Below are 23,232 nucleotides of genomic sequence, written 5' to 3' on the forward strand. Positions count from 1 at the left end.
CGGCCGTCACCCGTGCGCCGCGGCCTTCCTGATCGCTTCGCGGATCCGGGAGTACGTACCGCAGCGGCACACGTTCTCGATCCGGTCGATGTCGGCGTCGGTGGGCCGGGCCGTCCGCTTCAGCAGGGCCACCGCGGCCATGATCTGGCCCGGCTGGCAGAAGCCGCACTGCGCGACGTCGCAGTCCAGCCAGGCCTGCTGCACGGGGTGCAGGGCGTCCCCGTCGGCCAGGCCCTCGATCGTGGTGACCTTGCGGTCCGCGCACTCCTCGACGGGCACGACACAGGGCTGGATCTCTTCGCCGTCCAGGTGGCTGGTGCAGGCGCGGCAGACGCCCACGCCGCAGCCGTACTTGGGACCGGTGACGTTCAGCATGTCCCGCAGGACCCACAGCAGCGGCATGTCGGCCGGAGCCTCGACGGTGACCGGCTTGCCGTTGAGAACGAAGGAGTAGGAGGGCATCGGTGCCTTCTCAGAAGTTGAGGGGGAAGCGGCGGGGTTTGGAACCGGTCGCCCGGGCGTAGGCGTTGGCGACGGCACCGGCCGCGGCCGGTACGCCGAGTTCGCCCGCCCCGCCCGGCTCCCGACGGGAGGGCATGATGTGCGCCTCGAAGCGCAGCGGGGCGTGCCGCTGACGGGCGTAGCGGAAGTCGGCGTAGCTGCTCTCGCGGACGGCGCCCCGGTCGATGTGGAGGCCGGCCTGCAGGACGGTGGAGATGCCGTCGATCGCGGTGCCCATGAGCTGGGCCTCGAGTCCGCGCGGGTTGACGGCCGTGCCGACGTCGGCCGCCATCACCACCTTGGTCACCCGGGGGTTCTTCGGGTCGGTGACGTCGATCTCGGCGAGGCAGGCCACGCATGAGTCGTACTCCTCGTGGACGGCCACGCCCTGTGCGTGGCCGGCCGGAAGGGTGCGGCCCCAGTGCCCGGCGGCGGCGACCTTGTCGAGTACGGCCCTGACGGCCTTGTTCCTGAGTGTGGTGCGCCGGAACGCGACCGGGTCCTTGCCCAGGCTCCTGGCCACCTCGTCGACGATGATCTCCTCCGCTGTCCGCATCGTCCCGGAGTCCACCGACCGCCAGGCGCCGAGGGGCATGGCCAGTTCGACCGAGCCCGAGTCGCCGGACAGACGGCCGAAGTTGTACAGGCCGCTGTCGCTGGGCAGCGGTCCGGCGGCGCGTGCGACGGCCGTGGTCACCCTGCCGCCCTGGGCGGACGGCCCCCCGCTCTCGTACTGCTCGCTCACCGACGCCATCGCGTGGGTGAAGGCCACCACCCTGCCCTGTGCGTGACTGGCCCGGATCCGGTGGTGGCCGGCCGGGCGCATCCTGCCGTGCCGGATGTCGTCGGCGCGGCTCCACATCAGCTTGACCGGCCGGCGTGCCGCTTTCGAGATGAGGGCCGCCTCGATCGCGGCGTCGTGGTTCAGCCGCCGGCCGAACGAGCCACCACCCCGTACGACATGGACCCGTACCTTCGATGCGGGCAGCCCGACGGCCGCGGCGATGCTCTCCCTCGCATCCATGGGTGTCTGGGAGGAGAACCAGATCTCCGCACGGTTCGCGCGGACGTCCGCCACGGCGGTCAGCACCTCCATGGGAGCGTGGCTGACGAAGGCGAACTCGAACTCGCCCTGGATCTGCGCCGATCCGCGCGGCGGAGTGCCGAGCCGTGGGACGGCGGCCCGCAGCCGCGAGCGGATCGCGGCGTCGGACAGCGCCGCGAGCGGGCCCGGCGCCCAGGTGATCCGCAGGGCGTCCCGGGCCTTGAACGCGTAGTGGAAGGACTCCGCGACCACGGCGACTCCGCCGGCGACCTTGACGACGGCGTGGACACCGGGCATCGCACGCGCCTCCCGGTCGTCGACCGAGACGACCTTCCCGCCGAGCGTCGGCGGCCGGGCCACCACGGCCGGCATCGCTCCGGCCACGGTCAGGTCTCCGGTGTACTGGGCCTTGCCGGTGACGATGTCCCGGGCGTCGATCCGGGTCGTCGGCCGCCCGATCACCCGGTGCGCACGGGACGGCTTGGGCTTGGCCGAGACGGCGGGCCGGCGGATCCGGGCGGCGCTCGCGGTCAGTGACCCGAAGGTGGCCGTACGACCGTCCGGCGCGATCACCCGCGTGTCCCGGGTGCGCAGCTTCCACGCGGGGACGTTCCAGCGCCGGGCCGCCGCCGTCACCAGTCTGGCGCGCGCCGTGGCGGCCAACTGCCGGGCCGGACCGTACAGCGAACGGACCGAGCTGGAACCGCCGGTGAACTGGTTGCCCTTGGTGCGGGCCTCGGCGAGGGGGATCTCGACGTCCGCAAGCCGGGCGTCCAGCTCCTCGGCGATCATCATGGCGACCGCGGTGGTGACACCCTGCCCGACCTCGACGCGTGGCAGCCGTACGACGACCTTGTTGGCCGCGGTGACTTCGAGGACCAGCATCTCCTCGTCGGTGCCGGACACCAGGACGTGGGACGGTCTGCGCGCGGGCTCGGCACCTTCCGCGGACGACGTGTCGCAGCCGAGGGGAGCCGCGATGGTCAGGGTGGACGCCGCGAGCGAGTACACCATGAACCTGCGGCGGGACAGCTGATGTGCCAACAGACGCTCCTCTGCGAGTTCCCGGGTCGGTTCGACTCGTATGAGGGTTCAACGCCGCGCGGGGTTGCCTGCCGGGCCTGCGAGACTGTCACGGTCCTGGCGCCGGCATCGCGCCGTCGGACCGAGTCAAGACCTCGGTGGGTCCTCCGCGAAAGGGGCGCGGACGACCAGCAGGAGTCCTGCGCCGGTCGGCACCTCGGATTCACTCACGCGTTCGTCCGCGGCGACCAGTGCGCGGAAGTCAACCGGCTGCTCGGCGTGTGAAATCACGTTGTCCACTGCCAGCAGGCCGCCGGGCCGCAGGACGCGGACCAGGTCCGGCCAGTAGCCGGCACAGAAGGGCCGCTCGGCGTCGAGAAAGACCATGTCCCAGGCCGAATCAGGAGACTGACGCAGCGTCACAGCAACGTCCTCGACGCGAAGTTCGACCAGCCGGCCGAGGTCGGCGCGCTCAAGGTTGCGGGAGGCCATTGCGCTGCGGGCGGCGGCGACATCGACGGTGGTCATCCGGCCGCCCACGCTCCGCACGGCGTCGGCCGGCCACAGGGTCGAACAGCCGTTGGAGGTGCCGATCTCCAGCAGCCGCCAGCGCCGACCGCTCGGACGACGAGTGCCGGCAGTCGCGCCGAGTCCGCCTCCACGTTGCGCAAACGCTGCAGACGGTCGGCGATGCCCGCGTCATGCGCACGGCGGTGGTTCCTCAGTTCCTCCAGCAGAGCCGCCAGCCCGTCGTCCATGGTCCCCCCTGGCGCGTCACCGGTTGAGCCGATGAAGACGGTAGCCCAACATGATCACGGTCAGGGTCGGCACTGCGTTCCGCGGCGGCTTGCCGGTGGCCTCCACATCACTGCAACGCCCCCTTCGTCGCGTCCGCGATGAACCCCCGGGCGAAGAAGGTGAACACCAGCACCAGTGGGATGACGGCCAGCAGCACCCCGGACATCACCATGCTGTAGTCGGTGGAGTGGCCGGCGTACAACTGGGCCAGCGCGACCTGAAGCGTGAGGCGGTCCGGGTTGACCAGCATCACCAACGGGAGGATGTAGTCGTTCCACGCGGTGATGAAGGTGTAGATGCCGAGGAAGGCCAGGGCCGGGCGGACGCACGGCAGGACCACGTGCCAGTACAGGCGGAAGAAGCCGGCGCCCTCGATCCGGGCGGCGTCGAGCAGTTCGTCGGGGACCCCGGTGCTGGTGTACTGGCGCATCCAGAAGATGCCGAAGGCGTTGGCGGCGGCGGGCACGACGAGTGCCTTGAGGGTGCCCAGCCAGCCCAGCTGCACCATGATCTCGTACTGCGGGATGATCGCCAGCTGGGTCGGCAGGATGTACATCGACAGAAGAAGGCCGAAGAGGAACTTCTTGGCGGGGAAGTCGTACTTGGCGAAGGCGAAGGCCGCCAGGGAGTCGAAGAACAGCACCAGCAGTGTCGTACAGACCGCCACGATCACCGTGTTGAGCAGCGATCCGAAGAAGTCCATCTTGTCGAACAGGTGCTGGAGGTTGGTCAGCAGATTCGAGCCGACCCACAGCTTCGGCGGAAAGCGGTAGATGTCCTGCGAGGTGTTCGTCGCCATGACGATGATCCAGTAGAACGGGAACACCGAGATGAGCACACCGAGCATCAGGATCAGATGGACGCTGAGCCCCCGGACGCGCTTGCGGTTCAGGGCGTTCATGGCCGTCGCTCCTTACGCTGCACCAGGCGCCAGTTGATGAGGACGATGAGCAGGATCAGCAGGAAGAAGGCCCAGACGATGGCAGCGGCGTAGCCGAAGTCGTTGTTGTCGAAGGCCTGGTGGTAGAAGTACAGCAACGTGGTCAGGCCTGCCTGGCCCGGTCCGCCGGAGTTGGGGTTGGTGGCCGCGTCGCTGCCGAACAGCACCTGCGGTTCGGTGAAGCTCTGCAGGCCGGTGACGGTGGAGATCACCACGGTGAACAGGATGATGGGCCGCAGCAGCGGGATCGTGATGGAGAAGAAGATCCGCACGGGCCCGGCCCCGTCCATCCGGGCGGCCTCGTAGAGTTCCGAGGGGATCGCCTGGAGACCGGCCAGATAGATGATCGCGTTGTAGCCGGTCCACTGCCAGGTCATCAGGGCCGCGATCACCAGCTTGATCGTCCACTCGTTGCTCATCCACGGCACGGCCCCCAGGTGCAGTCCCTTGAGGATGGCGTTGATCAGGCCGAAGTTGTTGCTGAAGATCGCACCGAAGAAGATCGCGATGGCCACCAGCGAGGTGATGCTGGGGATGAACAGGGCGACCCGGTAGAGGGCGGTGAAACGCCGGGTGGAGTTCACCAGCACGGCGAGGACCAGCGCCAGGAAGAGCATCGGCACGGTCGACAGCACCCAGATGACGAGGGTGTTGCGCACGGACAGCCAGAACACCGGGTCGTCCCACAGATAGCGGAACTGCTGGAACCCGACGAACTGCATGTCCCCGATGCCGTCCCACTTCTGGAACGACAGATACACGGTGTAGATCACCGGGAAGAGCATGAAGACCGAGAAGATCAGGTAGTACGGCGAGATGGCCAGGTACTGCGGCCAGTACCTGGCCACCCTGCGCCGCGGCCCGCGCCGGGCCCCGGCCGACACCGGCCGGACCCGGCGGCCGGGCCGGCCCGGACCGGGGGAGCGATCCGGGGCCGGCCGGCCGGAGGGCCCGGTGCCGGATCCGGAGGTCGATCCGGTGGGAGCCGGACCGGCTACCGGGCTTGACGACATGTCACTTCACTCCCTGGCGCTGGGCGATCTGCTTGGCCTGGCTGACCGCGTCCTTCCAGGCGGTGTCGGGGTCCTTGCCCTTGGCCTCGATACTCGTCAGCTCGCTGAAGTAGGGCGCGGAGACCGCCGCGTCGGCCGGGGCCTCGTAGGCGGCGGGGATCTTCTCGGCTGCCGGACCGAAGATCTCGATGGTCTTCTGGCCGCCGAAGAAGGCGTCGCCTCCGGTCAGCGCCGGCAGCTCGTACGCCGCCGGTGCGGTCGGGAACAGGGCCGCGTCGGTGAAGCCGCGGGCCTGGTTCTCCGGGCTGAGGAGCCAGCTGATGATCTTGAAGGCCTCTTCGGGGTTGCCGCTGGTCGCGGGGATGGCCAGGAAGGAACCTCCGAGGTTGGACGGCCCGCCGGGCAGGCTCGCCACCCGCCATTGGCCCTTGGTGCCGGGGGCCGCGTTGCTGATGTCCAGCGCGTGCCAGGCGGCGCCGATCTCGGTGCCCAGGGTGCCGTTGCCGATCGCCGCGTTCCACGTGTTGTCGTTGATCTTGGCGTCGATGCCGAGGGTGTAGGGCTTCACGGCGGTGGTCCAGGCGGTGCGGATGTGGTCCTGGTCGCCGATGAACGTGTTGTCCTCGTCGATGAACCGCCTGGCGCTCTGGCCGATCATCATCGTGAACACGGAGCTGATGTTGTTGATCAGATAGGTCTTGGGCGCGGCCTTGTGCAGCTCGACACCGGCCTTGAAGTAGTCGTCCCAGGTGGAGAGTTGCGACGAGACCTGGGCGGGGTCGGTGGGCAGCCCCGCCTTCGCGAAGAGGTCCTCCCGGTAGAACGTGGCGCACGGGCCGATGTCGATCGGGAAGCCGATGAGCTTGCCGTCCTGGGTGGTGGCCTGCTTCAGCTTCCAGGACAGGTACTGCGGGGCCAGCTTGTCCGCACCGACGGTCTTCAGGTCGACGAAGCGGTTGGCGTTGGGCAGGAAGGAGGCGATGTCCTCGCCCTTGATGCCGGTGATGTCCGGGGCGGTCTGGGCGGCCCGCAGGCCGGTGAGCAGCTTGGTCTTGAAGTCGCCGCCGACCACGGAGGTCTTGAGGGTGATGTCGGAGAAGTGCTTCTTGGCGTCCCCGACGACCTTGTCGCTCAGGCCGCCGGACCAGTACCAGAGGGTCAGGTTCTTGCTGTCCTTGCTGCCGCTGGTCCCGGAGCCGCCGCCGCACGCCGCGGTGGCACCTGCCGTGGCGGCCGTCAGTACGGCGGCCTGAAGGAATCGTCTGCGGGAAAGATCCACGGGTCTTCTCCTAGGTTTCGGCGTGTCCGGCAAGGACCTGTGAGTCGTGGGGTACGGCTGGCGCTGTGGACCGAGTGGCTGAAGAGCATCGGCGTGGTGTGAACCCTTCAGCCACCCGGGGCGTTTGACCTGGTCCTCTCAGACGGTGCCGACGCGTCCATGCGGCGGGGATGCGCCGCCCGTCCGCTTCGGCCGACCGGAGTGGGGTCCGGACCGGGCTCCGAATTACGCAAGAGAGTGCACCCGGTGCGCGAGTTTGACAAGGGTCAAGCAGAGATCGAGACATTCATGCGTGACTTTGCTCGACTTTGGCGAGTATGGTCGGCGGCATGCTCCCTGACCGAAGACATCAGCTGATCCTGCGCGCCGTGCGCGCGGAGGGGCCCACCACAGTGGTCGCCCTGGCCGAGAAGGTCGGGGCCAGCCAGGCCACGATCCGGCGTGACCTCGTACAACTCGAGGACGAGGGACTGCTCAAGCGTGTCTACGGCGGCGCAGTTCCCCTCGTCGGCGAGGACGACCCGTTCGCGGACGTGGCGACGGTCCGGGTGGAGGCCAAGGACGCCCTGGCCGCCTGGTGCGCAAATCTCGTCATGGACGGTGAGACCGTGTTGCTCGACATTGGCACCACGGCCCACCGGGTGGCCCGCCATCTGCACGGCCGTTCCCTCACGGTGATCACCAGCAATCTCGCCGTGTACGAGGAGCTCCAGGACGACAACGAGATCCAGCTGATCCTGCTGGGCGGCGTGGTCCGGCGCGAGTACCGCTCACTGGTCGGCTTCCTCACCGAGGACAACCTGCGGCAGGTCCACGCCGACCGGCTGTTTCTCGGCACCAGCGGGATCCGCCCCGACGGCCAGGTGCTGGACACCACCGCCGTCGAGGTACCCGTGAAACGGGCGATGATCGCCGCCAGCGCCCAGGTCGTCCTGGTGGCGGATGCCGGCAAGTTCCCCGGCACCGGAATGGCCCGGGTGTGCGGCCCGGAGGACCTCGACGTCGTGGTGACCAACGCCCCGGGGGACGAGAAGACCTGCAGCCGACTGCGCGAGGCGGGAGTTGAGGTGGTCGAAGTATGAGACTCACGATCCTGGGCGGCGGGGGCTTCCGCGTCCCGCTGGTCTACCGGGCGCTGCTGGGCGACCGCGGCGAGGGACGCGTCACCGATGTGACCCTGTACGACCTGGACGCCTCCCGTCTGGCGACCATCGGCAAAGTCCTCGCCGACCAGGCGGCAGGGCACCTTGACCCGCCCGCCGTCACCGTCACCACCGACCTGGACGAGGCCGTCACCGGAGCGGACTTCGTGTTCTCCGCCATCCGTGTCGGCGGGCTGGCCGGGCGGGCGGCGGACGAACGGATCGCCCTGGAAGAAGGCGTACTCGGCCAGGAGACCGTCGGTGCGGGCGGCATCTCGTACGGCCTGCGCACCGTCCCGGTGGCGGTCGAGATCGCGCGCCGCATCGCCGCCCGGGCGCCCGAGGCCTGGGTCATCAACTTCACCAACCCCGCCGGCCTGGTCACCGAGGCCATGACCGCTCATCTCGGCGACCGTGTGATCGGCATCTGCGACTCCCCCGTGGGCCTCGGCCGCCGGGTGGCCGGAGCGCTCGGCGTCGACCCGGCGCGCACGCGCCTGGACTACGTGGGACTGAACCATCTGGGCTGGCTGTGCGGCCTGTACGCCGACGGCCGCGACCTGCTGCCCTCCCTGTTCTCGGACGAGGCCGCGCTGACCTCCTTCGAGGAGGGCAAGCTCTTCGGCGCCGATCTGCTGCGCACCCTCGGCACGCTGCCCAACGAGTACCTGCACTACTACTACTTCCACCGCGAGTCGCTCGGCTCGGCGCGGGCCGCCGAACAGACCCGCGGCGCCTTCCTCCACTCCCAGCAGCAACGCTTCTACGACTCCTTGGGCATCGCCGGCGGCGACTCGCCAGGGCACCGCGCCGCCTGGAACGCGTGGGACGCCACCCGTCTGGAGCGCGAGACGACCTACATGGCCGAGAACCGGGACGCCGTCGGCATGGGCGAACGCGACTCCTGCGACCTGGAATCCGGGGGGTATGAACAAGTGGCTCTCTCCCTCATGCGGGCCATCGCCCTGGACGAGCGCACCACCCTCATCCTCAACGTCCGCAACCGCGGCCGGATCCCCGTCCTCGACGACGACGCGGTCGTGGAGGTCCCCTGCCACGTCGACGCCAACGGCGCCCGCCCCATCGCCGGAGCCCCGTTGCCCGACCACGGCAAGGGCCTGGTGTGCGCGGTCAAGGCGGTCGAACGCGCGGTGATCCACGCCGCCACCGCCGCCGACCGCGCCCACGCGGTCAAGGCGCTGACCATCCACCCGCTGATCGACTCGTACACGGTCGCGAAGCGCCTGCTCGACGCCTACCAGCGCCACTTCCCCGAACTCGCCTACCTGGGCAGCTGAGCAGCCGCCCCAGAAGGCCGCCCCCGCCTTCGTACCACCGGAAGGAGTAGGCACGGACGGCTCCGGTGGCCGGCCCCGTCCGCGGCGGCGACGATGACAGCGGGCCTCGAGTGACCCGGCCCGCACCCTGAGTGATGACGGAGGGGCCACCGTGGATGACACCCTCACCGTGCAGGGCACCGCACCGAGGCCGGTGGCTGCCCCGGAACGACATCACGGGCAGCTGTCCTCGGGCGTACGTCCCCTCACCGTCGATGCCGACGGCATCACCCTGTCCGGCCTGCTGAGTGAGCCCGCGCAGGGTTCTCCTCGCGCTGTGATCGTCGCTCTGCACGGGGGCGGCATGAACGCCGGGTATTTCGACGGCCAGGGCCACCCGGACGTCTCCTTGCTGGCCTTGGGAGCACGTCTGGGCTACACCGTGCTGGCGCTGGACCGGCCGGGCTACGGCGTGTCGGCAGCCGGCCTGCCCACGGGGCAGCGACTGGCGGCGCAGGCCGCCACCGTGCGTTCCGCCGTGACGGCGTTCACGGCAGGTCACGCGACGGGTGCCGGCACGTTGTTGCTGGCGCACTCCTTCGGAGCCACGGTCGCCTTCGCGGCGGCCGCCGGCTGGGAGACGCCGGACCTGCTGGGCGTGGACGTCTCGGGGTGCGCGCGCAGGCTTGCGGTCGGCACCGGCCCGTGGGGCCGGGAGGGCGACACCGGCCTGCGGCGGCTCAACTGGGGCCCACTGGGCCTGTATCCGCCGGATACGTTCCGGATGAGCCAGGCGGTGGTGGCGCCCATGCCCGCCCATGAGGTCACCACGGTGGCGAACTGGAAGCGGCTGTCGGCCGCGATCCTGCCACGGGTGCGCGTCCCCGTCCGGCTCACCTTCGCCGAGCACGAGGCCTGGTGGTGCCACGGCCAGGACGACGTCGCCGACCTGACCGCGCGGCTGTCCGCCGCGCCACGGGTGGTCGTCGAACGTCTTCCGCGATCGGGCCACAACATCAGTCTCGGCTGGGCCGCCCGGGCCTACCATCTCAAGGCGCTGGCATTCGCCGAGGAATGCCTCACCGCCGGGCGGTAGCCGGTCCGCGGGTTCAGCCCTTCCACACCTCCGGGCCGCCCTCATGCCACTCGATCAACCCCGACTCGGCGACGTCCAGCTCGTCCCAGTCGGTCAGCCCCGCGTTCTGCAGGAACACCGTGAGGTCGTGCAGCGAGTACGCGGTGCCGATGATCTGGTCGTCGATGCGGACCTGGCGGCCCCCCGTCTCGGACGGTGGATGAACGATCACACGGCGCTCGGACATGGCACCAGCCTCACCCGGAGCGGACAGCCCCGCATCCGGGCGGCGGCCACCCGGGAGCTCCGCCGACGGCGACCGTCGCCGCGCACGCCGGTCCGGGAACTCCGCGCGGGTCGGGTTCATCGTCAACGAGAAACCGACTCGCTCGCCGGGCCGGGCACCATGCCGTGAGACGCCGGCCCCGGCGTGGCCGAAGGTGTCGGGCGGCGGGCCGAACAGCGCCAGCTCGGTGCGGAGTTCGAACCCGGCCCGCACGCCATCGGGGTGCCCCTCCGTCCCGCCTCTCCGGGGCGAAGACCGAACCACGTGCCGGATCTCGTCGTAGAAGCAGTTGTTCGTGAGGGAATCCCATGCCAGGAGGCATCGAGTGAGCACCAAGACAGGACCCCAGCGCTTTCCGGGCGCGAGTGCGCGGCGACGCGGACGGGTATCCGGGCCCGCTGACCTGGTGCCTGCTGTTCTCCTGAGCCGCGGTGCGTGAAAGGGCCCGCCGCTCGGGGAGCGGCGGGCCCTGCGCGCTCATGGTCGACGTGTGATCGGCAGCGGCGCCCGGCGTCACACACGCGCCCCCGGGCCGCGTCCAGGCAGGAGTCACCGTCCGTCCCTTGCCTGCGCGCCGCCCTGCGCTTACGTTGGCCGCTACTCACACGTGCCGAAACACGTGTGAGTAGCTGTGTCAGCGATTTTGGAGACGCCTCCCGCCGCAGCCCCGTACGCGTCTCCCAGCACGAAGGCGGTCACATGACCACCACCTCTCCCCGCCCCGACGCCGCTCCTCCCCCGTACGCGGAGCAGCCGTCCCCTCCCCGGCGCGGTGCCCGCTCCTGGACCGTCACCACGATGGCCCTGGCGCAGTTGGGGCTCTTCCTGGCTCTGCTGACCCCGGTCTTCGCCGGCCTGGCCATCAAGGTGCAGGACATCGTGCCCGAGCGCGACGAGGTCTCCGCGCTCGGCATGGTCAGCAGCCTGGGCGCGGTGGCCGCCTTCCTCGCCAACCCGGTCTTCGGCCGGATCAGTGACCGGACGACCGGCCGGTTCGGCCGGCGCCGGCCCTGGCTGGTGATCGGCGCCCTCGGCCTGACCGCGGGCCTCGCCGTCATCGCGACCACGCAGAGCCTGGCGGTCGTCGCCGTCGCCTGGTTCCTGAGCCAGATGTTCGCCAACGCCTCCCTCGCCGCGTTCACCGCGTCGGTCGCCGACCAGGTGCCGATCTTCCAGCGGGGCAAGGTCGCCGGCCTGATCGGTGTCATGCAGAACGTCGCCATCCTCGGCGCCGCCTACGCGGCGAAGGTCCTCGGCACGGACGTCGTGCTGCTGTTCATGGCTCCGGCGGCCGTGGGGCTCGCCCTGGTCCTGCTGTACGCGATCGTCCTGCCCGACAAGCCGCTGCCGCAGCGTCCCCCGTCCGACGGCGGTCTTCGTACGGTCCTCAGGACGTTCTGGGTGAGCCCCCGCAGGCACCCGGACTTCGGCTGGGCCTTCCTCTCCCGGTTCATGATCATCCTGGCGATGTTCATGTTCACCACCTTCCGGCTGCTGTTCCTCCAGGACCAGCTGGGCCTGTCGGAGGACCGGGCGGTGTCCGTCATGGCCACCGGCGTGCTGGTCTACACCCTGGTCCTGATGGCCTCGGGCCAGCTGGCCGGGTGGCTGTCCGACCGCTTGCGGCGCCGCAAGGTGTTCGTAGGGTTCTCCGCGCTGGTCTTCGGCATCGGCACGGCCCTGCTGATCACCGCGGACACCGTCGCCGCTTTCTACGCCGCGGAAGTGGTCCTCGGCCTCGGCTACGGCGTCTACGCGGGCGTGGACCTCGCCCTCGTCCTGGACGTCCTGCCCGATCCGGAGGACTCGGCCAAGGACCTGGGCGTGTTCAACATCGCCAACGCCGCCCCGCAGTCCGTCGCCCCCGCCCTGGGCGCGCTGCTGGTCAACACCGCGGGCGGCCACGAGTACCACCTGCTGCTCGCCGCCGCCGCCGTGGTCTGCGTGATCGGCAGCCTGGCCGTCATCCCGATCAGGACGGTGCGCTGATCCGCGACTCGCGCTTTCCTCGATGACGCGGGAGGCCGACCGTAACTTGTGCGCGACGGAGCAGGCTGCCGACGGGCCGGGGTCGACTTCGGACAAGCCGCACTGCCGGGGGGCCGGAGCAGAATAGGTCGGCCGTTCGAGCCGACGAAGAGGCTTGCCGGGCGCGTCGGGCCGGTGTTCACGGAGCCGCCGCGCCTGTCGTCCCGTCTCCGCTTCAGGGAAGGGCGTGGCCGCGGGAACCGGCAGCGGGCCGCGTGAGCGAAGGGAAACATTCGCGTAAACACCTCGAGGGTTTGCGGATTCGCCCTCGGCCGGGGCGGTTGTACCCGATGATGAGCAGGTCATGACCACGCTCAGCACCTTCCGTACGCCGACGAACAGCGCGCCGTTGCCCGTCCTTCGGGCGGCGGTGTTCGCGGTCGTCGGGACGGTGCTCGGAGCGTGCGCGCACCATGTCGTCGCGGAGGGGCCCGCGCCGTGGCGGCAGGGCCTTGTGGCGGTGACGGTGCTCTTCGGCGTGGGCCTCGTCGGCACCCGCCGCCCGCGCTCCCTGACCACGGTCGTGGCGACGTGCGGTGCCGCGCAGACGGGGCTGCACCTGTGGCTGACGACCGCGCACTCGTCGCCCGGCGCGGCGCCCACGACTTTGCCCGGCCACCTGCATCACGGCGCCTGCGCCCAGGGGGGATGGCACGGTCGCCTGCGGGACTACGGCTCGCTGACGATGACGGCCGTGCACGCCGTGGCGGCCGTGCTCGTCGCCGTGCTGTTGCACCGCGCCGACACCGTCTGCTGGTCCTTGGCACGCGGTCTGACGACGGCGGTCGAGACGACCCGGGCCCGGATCGCCACCATCCGTGCGCTGCTCCGCGACCGTCCGCTTCCGACTCCGTCGGAGCCGAACGTGTTCGCCCTCGCGTGGCTGGAACGGCCGCCGCCCATGGAGGCGGTGCTCGCGGTCGTGGTGTTGCGGAGGGGGCCTCCCCAGGCGGGGTTCACCTTCGCGATCTGACCATCCCGGGGCGGCGGTTCACACAGCCGCTCCCGTGCTCCCTCACGCCTGGAGACATCCGTGTTCTTTGCCACGCCCAAAAACCGCACCGCGCGCCGCGTGACCCTCGCGGCCGCCGCGGCGACCGCGCTCGTCCTCCTCACCGCCGTCCCGGCCGCCGCCCATGTGGAGGTCGAGTCCGACAACGCCCAGGCCCTCGCCCAGAACGTCGAGATCGGATTCGACGCCGAATCGGAGTCCGACACCGCCGGCATCACGCAGATCCGTGTCGTCCTGCCCGAGGGCATCGCTCCGGCCGACGTGACGTACGGCGAGGGCCCCAAGGGCTGGAAGTTCACCGCGAACGCAGACGGCTACACCGTCAAGGGCCCGGCGCTCAAGGCGGGTGAGAACGCCGAGTACTCCGTCGTCGTCAGGCAGCTCCCCGACGCGAAGGAGTTGGCGTTCAAGACGCTCCAGACCTACAGCGACGGGCGTACCGATCGCTGGATCGAGCTGGACGAGAAGGGCGAGAACCCGGCCCCGGTCCTCGAGCTCAAGGCCGCGGCGCCGGGCGCGACGCCGATCGGTCCCTCCCCCAGCGCGCCGGCGTCCGCGTCGCCGACGCCGACGCCGTCCGCCGAGCAGACGACCGCCGAGGCCTCCCCGCGGGAGGAGACCGCCGCGGACAAGGACGACGACGCGGGCCTGTCCGCGGGTGCCTGGACCGGCATCGTCGCGGCGATCGTCGTCGCCGCGGCGGCCGTGGTGTTCTTCATCCGGCGCCGCGGTGGCGCCCCGGAGTAGTCCGACCGCGCGTTCACCAGGGCCCTTGCACGCCGAGTCGCTCCGGGGTGCAAGGGCCCTGGCGTGCGACACGTGTGCTCAATCGCCTGCGTCGGCGCGCAGCAGCAGGTCGAGGAGTCCGGGGAAGCGCGCGTCGAACTCCTCGCGGCGCAGCCGGTTGACCCGCTTGGGCCCCTGGTCGCGCTGCTCGATCAGACCGGCGCCGCGCAGCACCGAGAAGTGATGACTCAGCGCCGCCTTGCCGACGGGCACGTCGAAGCTGCCGCAGCTGCGCGTCCAGTCGGCGGAGCCCGCCAGTTCGCGGATCAGCTGGATGCGGACGGGATCGGCGAGCGCGGACAGGGCGGTGAGGACGGATACGTCCTCGGGATCCGTGTGCACCGGAGCCGCACGGTGACTGCCGCTCGCCGCCTGGTTCGACATGCCCCTCCTGCCCACTTGCCGAGTGTTCGATGGATATCTTACAGTCCGAGTGTTCGCTTCCCATTGAACACTTCCGTCGATCGCCTCGCCGAAGGGTGCGTTCCGCTGATGCGTGCAGTCGAGTTCCAGGAGTACGGCGCCCCCGAGGTGCTGAAGGTCGTGCAGGCCGAGACCCCCGAGCCCGGACCGGGCCAGGTCACCATCGACGCCACCTACGCCGGCGTGAACTTCGCCGACCTCAAGGCCCGCGCCGAGGGCTACCGGGTGGAGTCACTGCCCTTCCGCCCCGGCCTGGAGGTCTCCGGACGGATCCGGGCCGTCGGCCAGGGCGTCGAGGGGCTGCACCCCGGGCAGGAAGTCGCCGCCCTCGTCAACGGCGGCGCGTATGCGGAGGTGGTCGTCACCGAGACCGCCACCGTCTTCCCGCTCCCCGACGGCCTCGACCTGCGCACCGCGGCCACGCTCCCCACCGTGCTGCCGACCGCGCACGCCCTGCTCCACGAGGTGGGGCGGCTCAAGGCCGGAGAGAGTGTCCTGGTGCACGGCGCCGCGGGCGGCATCGGCACGGTGGCCGGGCAGCTGGCCCGGGCGGCGGGCGCCGGCGCGGTGTACGGCGTGGTCTCCTCCACGGCCAAGGCCGAGTACGCGCTCAAGCACGGCTACGACGAGGTGTTCACCACCGACACCTTCGCCGACGACGCCCGCCGCGCCACCGGCGGCAGGGGCGTCGACCTGGTGCTCGACCCGGTCGGCGGCGACACCCTCCGTCGCGGCCTCGACACGCTCGCCGTCTACGGCCGCCTGGTCTCGTTCGGCAACGCGAGCGGGGCCGAGCCCTGGCACGTGGGACAGCCCGAGCTCTACGCGCACGGCCGCTCGGTCGGGGGCTTCTCCATCCTGGCCCTCGCCCAGACGGCCCCCGAGGCACTGCGCGCCCTCGCCGAGCGTGCCTTCCGCACAGTCACCGACGGGACCGTCAGCCTTCCGGTCACCGCGGAGTTCGCACTGTCGGACGCGGCCGAGGCCCACCGGCTCATGGGCGGACGCACGTCCACGGGCAAGCTGCTGCTGCGCATCCCCGACTGAACAAAGCGCCGCCATTACCACTGGGCGACCTCACGCGACACCGGCCGACGCCCCCTTGTCACGTCGGCACGAATCCCACCCCTCTCAGGACTCAACTCCCGCAAAGAGAACGGCGACCCTCCCGCTTCACGCCTCCCCCACTGCCATATTCGAAAGCCCCTTCGGAGGTGGCTGTGGCGCGAGAGGCGACAACATCACGGACGAAGCAGACTGCGGCTCGCGCGTTCGACCGCACGGTCGACCGCATCGCCGACCTGGAGGTCCGCAGAGCACAGGCGGTGGCTCCGGGCGGGCCGAGAAGACGTGGGGAGTTCGGCGCGCGGGAGCGGATCGAACGGCTCCTGGACCCGGGCTCCTTCACCGAGACCGGCCTGTTCGTGCGGGCCAGACCCGCCGCGGACGGCGCCCGTCGCCCTTACGGCGACGGGGTGGTCACCGGGCACGGCACGGTCGACGGCCGCCCGGTCTGCGTGTTCGCCCAGGACTCCACGGTCTTCGGCGGCAGCATGGGCGAGGCCTTCGGTGAGAAGACCGTCGCGCTGATGGACCTGGCCCTCAGGACCGGCTGCCCGGTCATCGGGCTCAATGACGGCGGTGGCGCCCGCATCCAGGAGGGTGTCGCCTCGCTCGCCCTCTATGCCGAGCTGGTGCGCCGCAACGTGCAGGCGTCCGGCGTGATCCCGCAGATCTCGGTCGTCCTGGGGCCGTGCGCGGGTGGGGCGGCGTACTCGCCGGCCATCACCGACTTCACCGTGATGGTGGACGGCGCCTCGCACATGTTCGTCACCGGTCCCGACGTCATCGAGGCGGTGACCGGCGAGCGCACCAGCGCCGAGGAGCTGGGCGGTGCCCGCACCAGCAACACCGTGAACGGCAACGCCCACTTCCTGGCCGCCGACGAGGAGGACGCCCTCGACACCGTACGCGACCTGCTGTCGTACCTTCCCCCGAACAACCTCGAGCGCCCCCCGCAGTACGCCCCGCCGACGGCCGTCCCCGACGGCCGTCCGCTCGACCACGTCGTCCCGGACCGGCTCGGTCAGGCCTACGACATGCGCGACATCCTGCACGCGGTCGTCGACGACGGCGAACTGCTGGAGGTCCAGGAGCTGTTCGCCCCGAACATCATCTGCGCGCTGGCCCGTGTGGAGGGCTGCTCCGTCGGTGTCGTCGCCAACCAGCCGCTGCGCGCCGCCGGTGTCCTCGACATCGACGCCTCCGAGAAGGCGGCGCGCTTCGTGCGGTTCTGCGACGCGTTCGGCATTCCGCTGCTCACCTTCGCCGACGTCCCGGGCTATCTGTCCGGCGTCCGCCAGGAGCAGGCCGGCATCATCCGGCGCGGGGCCAAACTGCTGTACGCCTATGCCGAGGCGACCGTCCCGAAGGTCACCGTGGTGGTACGCAAGGCGTACGGGGGCGGGTACGCGGTGATGGGCTCCAAGCACCTGGGCGCCGACATCAACCTCGCCTGGCCCACCGCCCGTATCGCGGTCATGGGCGCCGAGGGCGCGGTCGGGGTGCTGCACCGGCGTGAACTCGCCGCCGCCTCCGATCCCGAGGAGCTGCGCGCCCGCCTGATCGCCGCGTACGAGAGCACCCACGGCACCCCCTATCTCGCCGCCGAGCGGGGATACGTCGACGCCGTCATCGCCCCGCGTGACACCCGTACCCATGTCTGCCGCGCCCTGCGTGCGCTGCGCGGCAAGCGTGCCCCGATGCCGGAGCGCCGGCACGGCAACATCCCGCTCTGAAGACGCCCCGAGCCCTACCCCACCGCTGTGACCCCGCAAGCCCGTTCCGCGATGTGAGGAGCCATCCCCGATGGACAGCCGCCGCCCCCCGCTCGCGCCCGCGTACCGAACCCTGCCGGAGTACGTGCGGCACTGGGCCGAAACCGCCCCCGACCGCCGGGCGTTCACCTTCGTCGACCATCCGGCCCCGCAATCGCGGGGAGTCCACCGCACCCTGACCTGGCGGCGCGTGGACGCGCGGGTGCAGGCCCTGGCCGCCCGGCTGGCCGAGGAGGCCGAGCCCGGATCACGGGTCGCGCTGCTGTGCCCGCAGGGCATGGAGTACGTGACCGCCTTCCTCGCGGCACCGGCCGCCGGTCTGGTCGCCGTACCGCTGTATCCGCCCGGCCTGCCCGGGCACGACGGCCGGCTGTCGGCCGTCCTGGCCGACGCCCGTCCGGCGGTCGTCGTGACGACGAGCCGTTTCCTCGACGAGGTACGGGACTTCTGCGCCGGCACCCCCGTGCGGATCGTCGTCGCGGACCGGGTGCCCGACGCCGCCGCCGGGGACCGGCCGCCTGTCACGCCGGACGAGACGACGATCGCCTACCTGCAGTACACCTCCGGCTCGACCCGCACCCCGGCGGGCGTGGCGATCACCCACGCCAACGTCGTCGCCAACGCCCGTCAGGCGCTGACCGCCTACGGTGCCGACGCGCATCCGGTGACATGCGTGGGCTGGCTGCCGCTCTACCACGACATGGGACTCGTCCTGAGCGTCGCCGCCCCGGTCGTACGGGGTCTGCTGTCGGTGCTCATGGATCCGGTGGCGTTCCTGCACGAGCCCGTGCGCTGGCTGCGGCTGCTCGCCACGCATCCGCGCGCGGTGAGTGCCGCGCCCAACTTCGCCTACGACTACTGCGCGTCGGCCGTGACCGACATCCAGAAGGCGGACGTGCGGCTGGACGGCGTCGCCGCACTGATCAACGGCAGCGAGCCGGTCCGCCCCGGCACGTCCGACCGTTTCCACGCCGCCTTCGCCGCGCAGGGGCTCGCCGCGGAGACCCACTGCCCGTCGTACGGGCTCGCCGAGGCCACCGTCTTCGTCAGCGCCGCACGACCCGGGGAGCCGTTACGGCGGTTCGCCCTCGACCGCGACGCCCTGGCCGCCGGCAAGGCACTCCCGGCTCGTCCCGACGATCCCCGGGCCGTGCTGCTGGCCGGCTGCGGGACTCCGGCGGGCCAGCGGGTCCGCATCGCCGATCCCGCCTCCCGCGCCTTGCTGTCCGAGGGGGAGATCGGCGAGATCTGGGTGCAGGGGCCCAACGTGGGGCGCGGCTACTGGAACCGGGAACAGCACACCCGGCGCGTCTTCGGCGCCAGGTTCGCCGACGCCCGGGAAACGCCCGGTGGCTGGCTGCGCACGGGTGACCTGGGGACCGTGCTGGAAGGGCAGTTGATCGTCACCGGCCGGCTGAAGGACCTGATCGTCGTCGACGGCCGCAACCACTATCCGCAGGACGTGGAGGCCACGGCCCAGGACGCCCATCCGGCCGTTCGGCGCGACCGCCTCGCCGCCTTCGGTGTGCCGGGCGGCTCGGGTGAGCGGGTGGTCGTCGTGGCGGAGCACGTGCGGTCCACCAGCCTGGCCGAGATCGACGTACCGGACCTCGGGCGGGCCGTGCGCGCGGCCGTCTCCTCCCGGCACGGACTCGGGCTCGCCGACGTCGTCCTGGTCCCGCCGGGCACCGTGCCCCGTACCTCCAGCGGCAAGGTGTCTCGGGCACTGACCCGAGAACGCTATCTGGCGGGCGCCTACGCGGCGGAGAGCGCGGGATGAGGGCCGTCGACGCGAGCGCGCTGCGCCGTCTGATCGCCGAGCGGGTGGCCGTCTGGAGCGGCACGGCCGTCGAGGACGTCCCGATGGACCGGCCGCTGGCGGACCTCGGCATGTCCTCGCGGGACGCGGTCGTCCTGGCCGGAGAGCTGTCCCACGCGATGGGCCGGGAGCTGCCGGCGACGTTGTTGTGGGAGGCACCCACCGGCGACGCCCTGGTGGCGCACCTGTGCGACCCGACGGCGCAGGCCCCCGCTCCCCCGCCGGCGCAGAGCCCCGCTCTCCCGCCGGCTCCGCGACCGTCCGGCGAGCCCGTCGCGGTCATCGGCGTCGGCTGCCGGCTGCCCGGGGGCGTCCACGGACCGGACGACTACTGGCGGCTGCTGAGCGACGGCGTCGACGCCGTCCGGCGGGTCCCCGAGGACCGGTGGCGCGACTTCACCGCCTTCCCGCCCGCCGACACGCCCCCGTACGGCGGCTACCTCGACGACATCGCCGGGTTCGACGCGGACTTCTTCCGCATCAGCCCGCGCGAGGCCGCGGTCATGGACCCGCAGCAGCGCATGCTCCTCGAGGTCGTCCACGAGGCCCTCGAGCACGCCGCCGTCCCGGCCGCCTCCCTCGCCGGCACGTCCACCGGCATCTTCGTCGGCGTCTCCGCGCCCGAATACGGGCAGCTCACCGGCGCCGACGCGGGCGCCGTCGATCCATGGGCCCCGGCCGGTGCCGCGCTCTCGGTCACCGCGGGCCGCCTGTCCTACGTGCTGGATGCCCGCGGACCGAGCATGGCCGTCGACACCGCGTGTTCCTCCTCGCTGGTCGCCGTGCACCACGCCTGTGTCAGCCTGCGCACGGGCGAGAGCGACGCGGCGATCGCCGCCGGGGTCAACCTGCTGCTCTCCCCGGCCGTCACGGTCGCGTTCCGGCGGGCGGGTGCTCTCGCGCCGGACGGGCGGTGCAAGCCGTTCTCGGCGGCGGCGGACGGCATCGGGCGCGGCGAGGGTTGCGCGGCCGTGCTCCTGAAGCGGCTCGCCGACGCCGAGCGGGACGGCGACCGCGTCCTCGCCGTCATCCGCGCCACCGCCGTCAACTCCGACGGCCGCTCCAACGGCCTCCTGGCGCCCAACCCCGCGGCCCAGCAGGCGCTTCTGACGTCCGCCTACGCGCGGGCCGGGCTCACCCCGGCGCACATCGACTACGTCGAAGCACACGGCACCGGCACCCCGCTCGGTGACCCGATCGAGGCGGGCGCGCTCGGCGCGGTCCTCGGCCCCGGCCGCGACCCCGACCAGCCGCTGCTCCTCGGCTCCGTCAAAGGCAACCTCGGCCACCTGGAGAGCGCCGCGGGCATCGCGGGGCTGGTGAAGACCGTGCTCGCCCTGCACCACGACGCCATCCCCCCGTCCCTGCACTGCGCCGAGGGCAGCGCCCTGGACGACGTACGGCTGCGGGTCGTGACCGAGCCCGAACCGTGGCCGCGCTACGGCGGCACGGCCGCCGCCGGGGTCTCCGGATTCGGCTTCGGTGGTACCAACGCCCATGCGGTGCTGGAGGAATGGCGCCCCTCGGTCCTGGCGCCGCCTCCGGGAGAGGAGCCGGCCGCCCGCCTCCACCTCCTCTCCGACATCGACACCGAACGCCTCCGGGACACCGCGGCCCGGCTCGCCGACTGGCTCCGTACGCCCCGGGGAAGCGCCGCGCACCCCGCCGACGTGGCGCGCACGCTCGCCGGGCGGGCCGGTCGCGGACCCGTGCGCGCCGCCGTCGCCGCCCGCGACCACGACGAACTCACCGACGCCCTGGGCGTGTTGGCGCAAGGCCGCAGCCACCCGCGGGTCGTGACCGGCGACCGCGATCGCGTCGGGCGCGGCCCGGTGTGGGTCTTCTCCGGGTACGGCAGCCAGTGGGCCGGAATGGGGCGTCGCCTGCTGGCCGAGGAACCCGCCTTCGCCGCCGCCGTGGAGAAGGTCGACGCGCAGCTCGCCACGGAGTGCGGACTGTCCCTGTACGACCATCTGGCGTCCGCAGGAGACCTCGACCAACTGGAGGTCGCCCAGCCCGTCCTGTTCGGCCTCCAGGTCGCGCTGGCCGAGCTGTGGCGCGCGCACGGCGTCGAACCCGCAGCCGTCATCGGCCACTCCCTGGGCGAAGTGGCCGCCGCGGTGTGCGCGGGCGCCCTGGACGTGTCCGGCGCGGCCCGGGTCGTCGCGGTACGGGCCCGGTTGCTGAGCCGGCTGCACGGTGGCGCCATGGCGGTGGTCGACCTCGAGGACGGCGAACTCGGCGCCCTGCGACGGGACTTCCCCGGCGTGCACGTCGCCGTGCACTCCTCACCCGGCCAGAAGGTGGTCACCGGCGAGGAGCCGGAGGTGGCCCGGCTCGTACGACGGCTGGAGGAGGAGGGCCGGGCCGCCCGGGCCATGCGGGTGATGGGTGCCGGTCACTCTCCCCAAGTCGACGCCCTGCTGCCGGAGTTGATGGATGCCTTGGCCGATGTCCGGGGCGGACGGCCGCGCGTGCCCGTCTACTCGACCGTCCTCGACGACCCCCGCGGCGAGTGCGTCTTCGACGCCGCCCACTGGGCCGCGAACCTGCGGCGTCCCGTGCGCCTGGACCGGGCCGTCGCAGCGGCCGCGGCCGACGGACACAGCGCCTTCGTGGAGATCTCGCCGCACCCCGTGCTGACCCGCGCCATCGCCGTCACCGCGCCCGACGCGCTCGCCCTGGGCACGCTGCGCCGCGACGCCGACGGCTCCGCCGCGTTCCTGGCCCAGGTCGGCACCCTGTACGCCGGTGGCCTGCGTCTGCCGGTGCCGTCCGGTCGCGTCGTCGACCTGCCCACGCCACGCTGGCGGCACGTCCGCCACTGGTGGACGGACGGGCGTGCGGCCGCCGCGAAACCACCACCGGCGCCCGCGGAGAAGCCCGTCACGCCCGAGGACACCTCGCTCTCCGCCCGCCTGTGTCACCACCTCGCCGCCGTCACGGGCCACCCACGCAGCCGCGTCACTCCCGCCACCGCCCTGGCCGACCTCGGCCTGGACTCGCTGATGGCCGTCCGCATCCGCACCGCCCTGCAGCGCGAGTTCCGTATCGAGGTGCCCCTGCGCGACCTGCTCGGGGCCGCCACGGTGGAGGATGCGGCCGACCGCGTCCGGCAGGCGCTCCCCACAGAAGCCTCTCCTTTACGGCCGCTGTGCGTCACCGGATCCCAGGCCCCGCTCTTCCTCGTGCACGCCGCCGGTGGCACGAGCGACGTCTACCGCGCACTCGCCGAACGGCTCGGCGACCAACGGCCGGTGTACGGACTGGAGCGGCTCGAAGACGCCCGCACGGTGACGGAGAAGGCGCGCCGCTACGCCGAGACCGTCGCCGCCGCCCACCCCGACGGGCCCTGTCTGCTGGGTGGTTGGTCCTTCGGCGGCTTCGTCGCCCAGGAAACGGCACGCCAACTCACCGCCGCGGGGCGGGAGGTGGAGCTGGTGGTGCTCATCGACTCCGTACGGCCCCTCCCCCGGCCCGGCCGCACACCGGCCGAGAGGATCCGCGCCCACTTCACGGGCTTCGCCCACCACGTCGCCGACGCCTACGGGGTCCGGCTGCAGCTGCCGTACGACGACCTCGTCGCGACGGACGACGACGGCGCACGCATCGACACCGTGCTGCGGGCCCTGCGCGAGGCCGCCGACGTACCGCCCGCCGCCCTGGAGCACCAGCGCGCCTCCTACCTGGACATGCGGATCGGCGAGGCCCACGATCCGGCCCGCTACGAGGGCCGGGTGGTCCTGTACCGGGCCACCGAGCCCGCTCCGCACACCGTGCGCGACCCGGCGTACGAGCGCGACGACGAGGCGCTGGGCTGGGACGAGGTGTGCCCGCGTCTGACGGTCGTACCGGTCGCGGGCCACCATCTGTCGCTGCTCGACCCGCCGCACGTCGACGGGATCGCCGCCCATCTGCGGCGGGAGGCCGCCGAGCAGAGCCACTGAA

18 protein-coding genes are annotated in these 23,232 nt (G+C 71.8%); 10 read left to right on the forward strand and 8 right to left on the reverse strand.

Annotation, left to right across the window (positions count from 1 at the left end; all coding sequences use genetic code 11):
• Positions 1-6: 6 nt before the first annotated feature.
• The 6 genes from ABZO29_RS05035 to ABZO29_RS05060 form a co-directional block, all read right to left on the reverse strand.
• Entirely contained in the window at positions 7-462 is a 456-nt protein-coding gene (locus ABZO29_RS05035) for a (2Fe-2S)-binding protein (protein ID WP_367318903.1), read from the reverse strand.
• Positions 463-472: 10 nt separating this feature from the next.
• On the reverse strand, positions 473-2,560 hold the full coding sequence (locus ABZO29_RS05040; protein ID WP_367326045.1) for a molybdopterin cofactor-binding domain-containing protein: 2,088 nt from the start codon (positions 2,558-2,560) through the stop codon (positions 473-475).
• Between the two features lie 156 nt (positions 2,561-2,716).
• Positions 2,717-3,172, reverse strand: a complete 456-nt coding sequence (locus ABZO29_RS05045) for an O-methyltransferase (RefSeq protein ID WP_367326046.1) — start codon at positions 3,170-3,172, stop codon at positions 2,717-2,719.
• A gap of 262 nt (positions 3,173-3,434) precedes the next feature.
• Positions 3,435-4,268, reverse strand: a complete 834-nt coding sequence (locus ABZO29_RS05050) for a carbohydrate ABC transporter permease (protein WP_367318904.1) — start codon at positions 4,266-4,268, stop codon at positions 3,435-3,437.
• Entirely contained in the window at positions 4,265-5,155 is an 891-nt protein-coding gene (locus tag ABZO29_RS05055; RefSeq protein WP_367318905.1) for a carbohydrate ABC transporter permease, read from the reverse strand. Before ABZO29_RS05055 ends, ABZO29_RS05050 begins: the two co-directional genes overlap by 4 nt.
• A gap of 166 nt (positions 5,156-5,321) precedes the next feature.
• Positions 5,322-6,599, reverse strand: coding sequence for an extracellular solute-binding protein (locus ABZO29_RS05060; protein ID WP_367318906.1), 1,278 nt, complete (start codon positions 6,597-6,599; stop codon positions 5,322-5,324).
• 329 nt (positions 6,600-6,928) lie between these two features.
• On the opposite strand from ABZO29_RS05060, the gene ABZO29_RS05065 reads away from it, so the two are divergent.
• The 3 genes from ABZO29_RS05065 (at position 6,929) to ABZO29_RS05075 (ending at position 10,114) form a co-directional block, all read left to right on the forward strand.
• The gene (locus tag ABZO29_RS05065) at positions 6,929-7,681 is read left to right on the forward strand and encodes a DeoR/GlpR family DNA-binding transcription regulator (protein WP_367318907.1); all 753 of its coding nucleotides are present in this window, start codon (positions 6,929-6,931) and stop codon (positions 7,679-7,681) included.
• Positions 7,678-9,039, forward strand: a complete 1,362-nt coding sequence (locus ABZO29_RS05070; protein ID WP_367318908.1) for a 6-phospho-beta-glucosidase — start codon at positions 7,678-7,680, stop codon at positions 9,037-9,039. The genes ABZO29_RS05065 and ABZO29_RS05070 overlap by 4 nt, the downstream gene beginning before the upstream one ends.
• A 223-nt stretch (positions 9,040-9,262) precedes the next feature.
• On the forward strand, positions 9,263-10,114 hold the full coding sequence (locus ABZO29_RS05075; protein WP_367326047.1) for an alpha/beta hydrolase: 852 nt from the start codon (positions 9,263-9,265) through the stop codon (positions 10,112-10,114).
• 13 nt (positions 10,115-10,127) lie between these two features.
• Here ABZO29_RS05075 and ABZO29_RS05080 read toward each other — a convergent pair whose 3' ends face one another.
• Positions 10,128-10,592: a hypothetical protein gene (locus ABZO29_RS05080; protein ID WP_367318909.1), complete on the reverse strand. Its 465-nt coding sequence runs from the start codon at positions 10,590-10,592 to the stop codon at positions 10,128-10,130.
• Positions 10,593-11,078: 486 nt separating this feature from the next.
• On the opposite strand from ABZO29_RS05080, the gene ABZO29_RS05085 reads away from it, so the two are divergent.
• From ABZO29_RS05085 to ABZO29_RS05095, 3 genes are all read left to right on the forward strand, one after another.
• On the forward strand, positions 11,079-12,368 hold the full coding sequence (locus ABZO29_RS05085) for an MFS transporter (protein ID WP_367318910.1): 1,290 nt from the start codon (positions 11,079-11,081) through the stop codon (positions 12,366-12,368).
• Positions 12,369-12,711: 343 nt separating this feature from the next.
• The gene (locus ABZO29_RS05090) at positions 12,712-13,380 is read left to right on the forward strand and encodes a hypothetical protein (RefSeq protein ID WP_367318911.1); all 669 of its coding nucleotides are present in this window, start codon (positions 12,712-12,714) and stop codon (positions 13,378-13,380) included.
• Positions 13,381-13,440: 60 nt separating this feature from the next.
• The gene (locus ABZO29_RS05095) at positions 13,441-14,166 is read left to right on the forward strand and encodes a DUF1775 domain-containing protein (protein ID WP_367318912.1); all 726 of its coding nucleotides are present in this window, start codon (positions 13,441-13,443) and stop codon (positions 14,164-14,166) included.
• Positions 14,167-14,244: 78 nt separating this feature from the next.
• Here the strand turns inward: ABZO29_RS05095 and ABZO29_RS05100 are convergent, their stop codons facing one another.
• Positions 14,245-14,589 carry an ArsR/SmtB family transcription factor gene (locus ABZO29_RS05100; RefSeq protein ID WP_367318913.1) on the reverse strand — a complete coding sequence of 115 codons (345 nt, stop codon included), beginning with the start codon at positions 14,587-14,589 and terminating at the stop codon, positions 14,245-14,247.
• 108 nt (positions 14,590-14,697) lie between these two features.
• On the opposite strand from ABZO29_RS05100, the gene ABZO29_RS05105 reads away from it, so the two are divergent.
• The 4 genes from ABZO29_RS05105 to ABZO29_RS05120 all read left to right on the forward strand — a co-directional run bounded on the left by ABZO29_RS05105 (position 14,698) and on the right by ABZO29_RS05120 (position 23,231).
• Complete coding sequence (locus ABZO29_RS05105; protein ID WP_367318914.1) at positions 14,698-15,675, forward strand: zinc-binding alcohol dehydrogenase family protein; 978 nt, start codon at positions 14,698-14,700, stop codon at positions 15,673-15,675.
• 245 nt (positions 15,676-15,920) lie between these two features.
• Complete coding sequence (locus ABZO29_RS05110) at positions 15,921-17,426, forward strand: acyl-CoA carboxylase subunit beta (protein ID WP_367326048.1); 1,506 nt, start codon at positions 15,921-15,923, stop codon at positions 17,424-17,426.
• Between the two features lie 70 nt (positions 17,427-17,496).
• Positions 17,497-19,245, forward strand: coding sequence for a fatty acyl-AMP ligase (locus tag ABZO29_RS05115; RefSeq protein WP_367318915.1), 1,749 nt, complete (start codon positions 17,497-17,499; stop codon positions 19,243-19,245).
• Entirely contained in the window at positions 19,242-23,231 is a 3,990-nt protein-coding gene (locus tag ABZO29_RS05120; protein WP_367318916.1) for a beta-ketoacyl synthase N-terminal-like domain-containing protein, read from the forward strand. Before ABZO29_RS05115 ends, ABZO29_RS05120 begins: the two co-directional genes overlap by 4 nt.
• The last annotated feature ends 1 nt before the right edge of the window (position 23,232 follow it).

Source organism: Streptomyces sp. HUAS ZL42 (assembly GCF_040782645.1).
Lineage (GTDB): Bacteria > Actinomycetota > Actinomycetes > Streptomycetales > Streptomycetaceae > Streptomyces.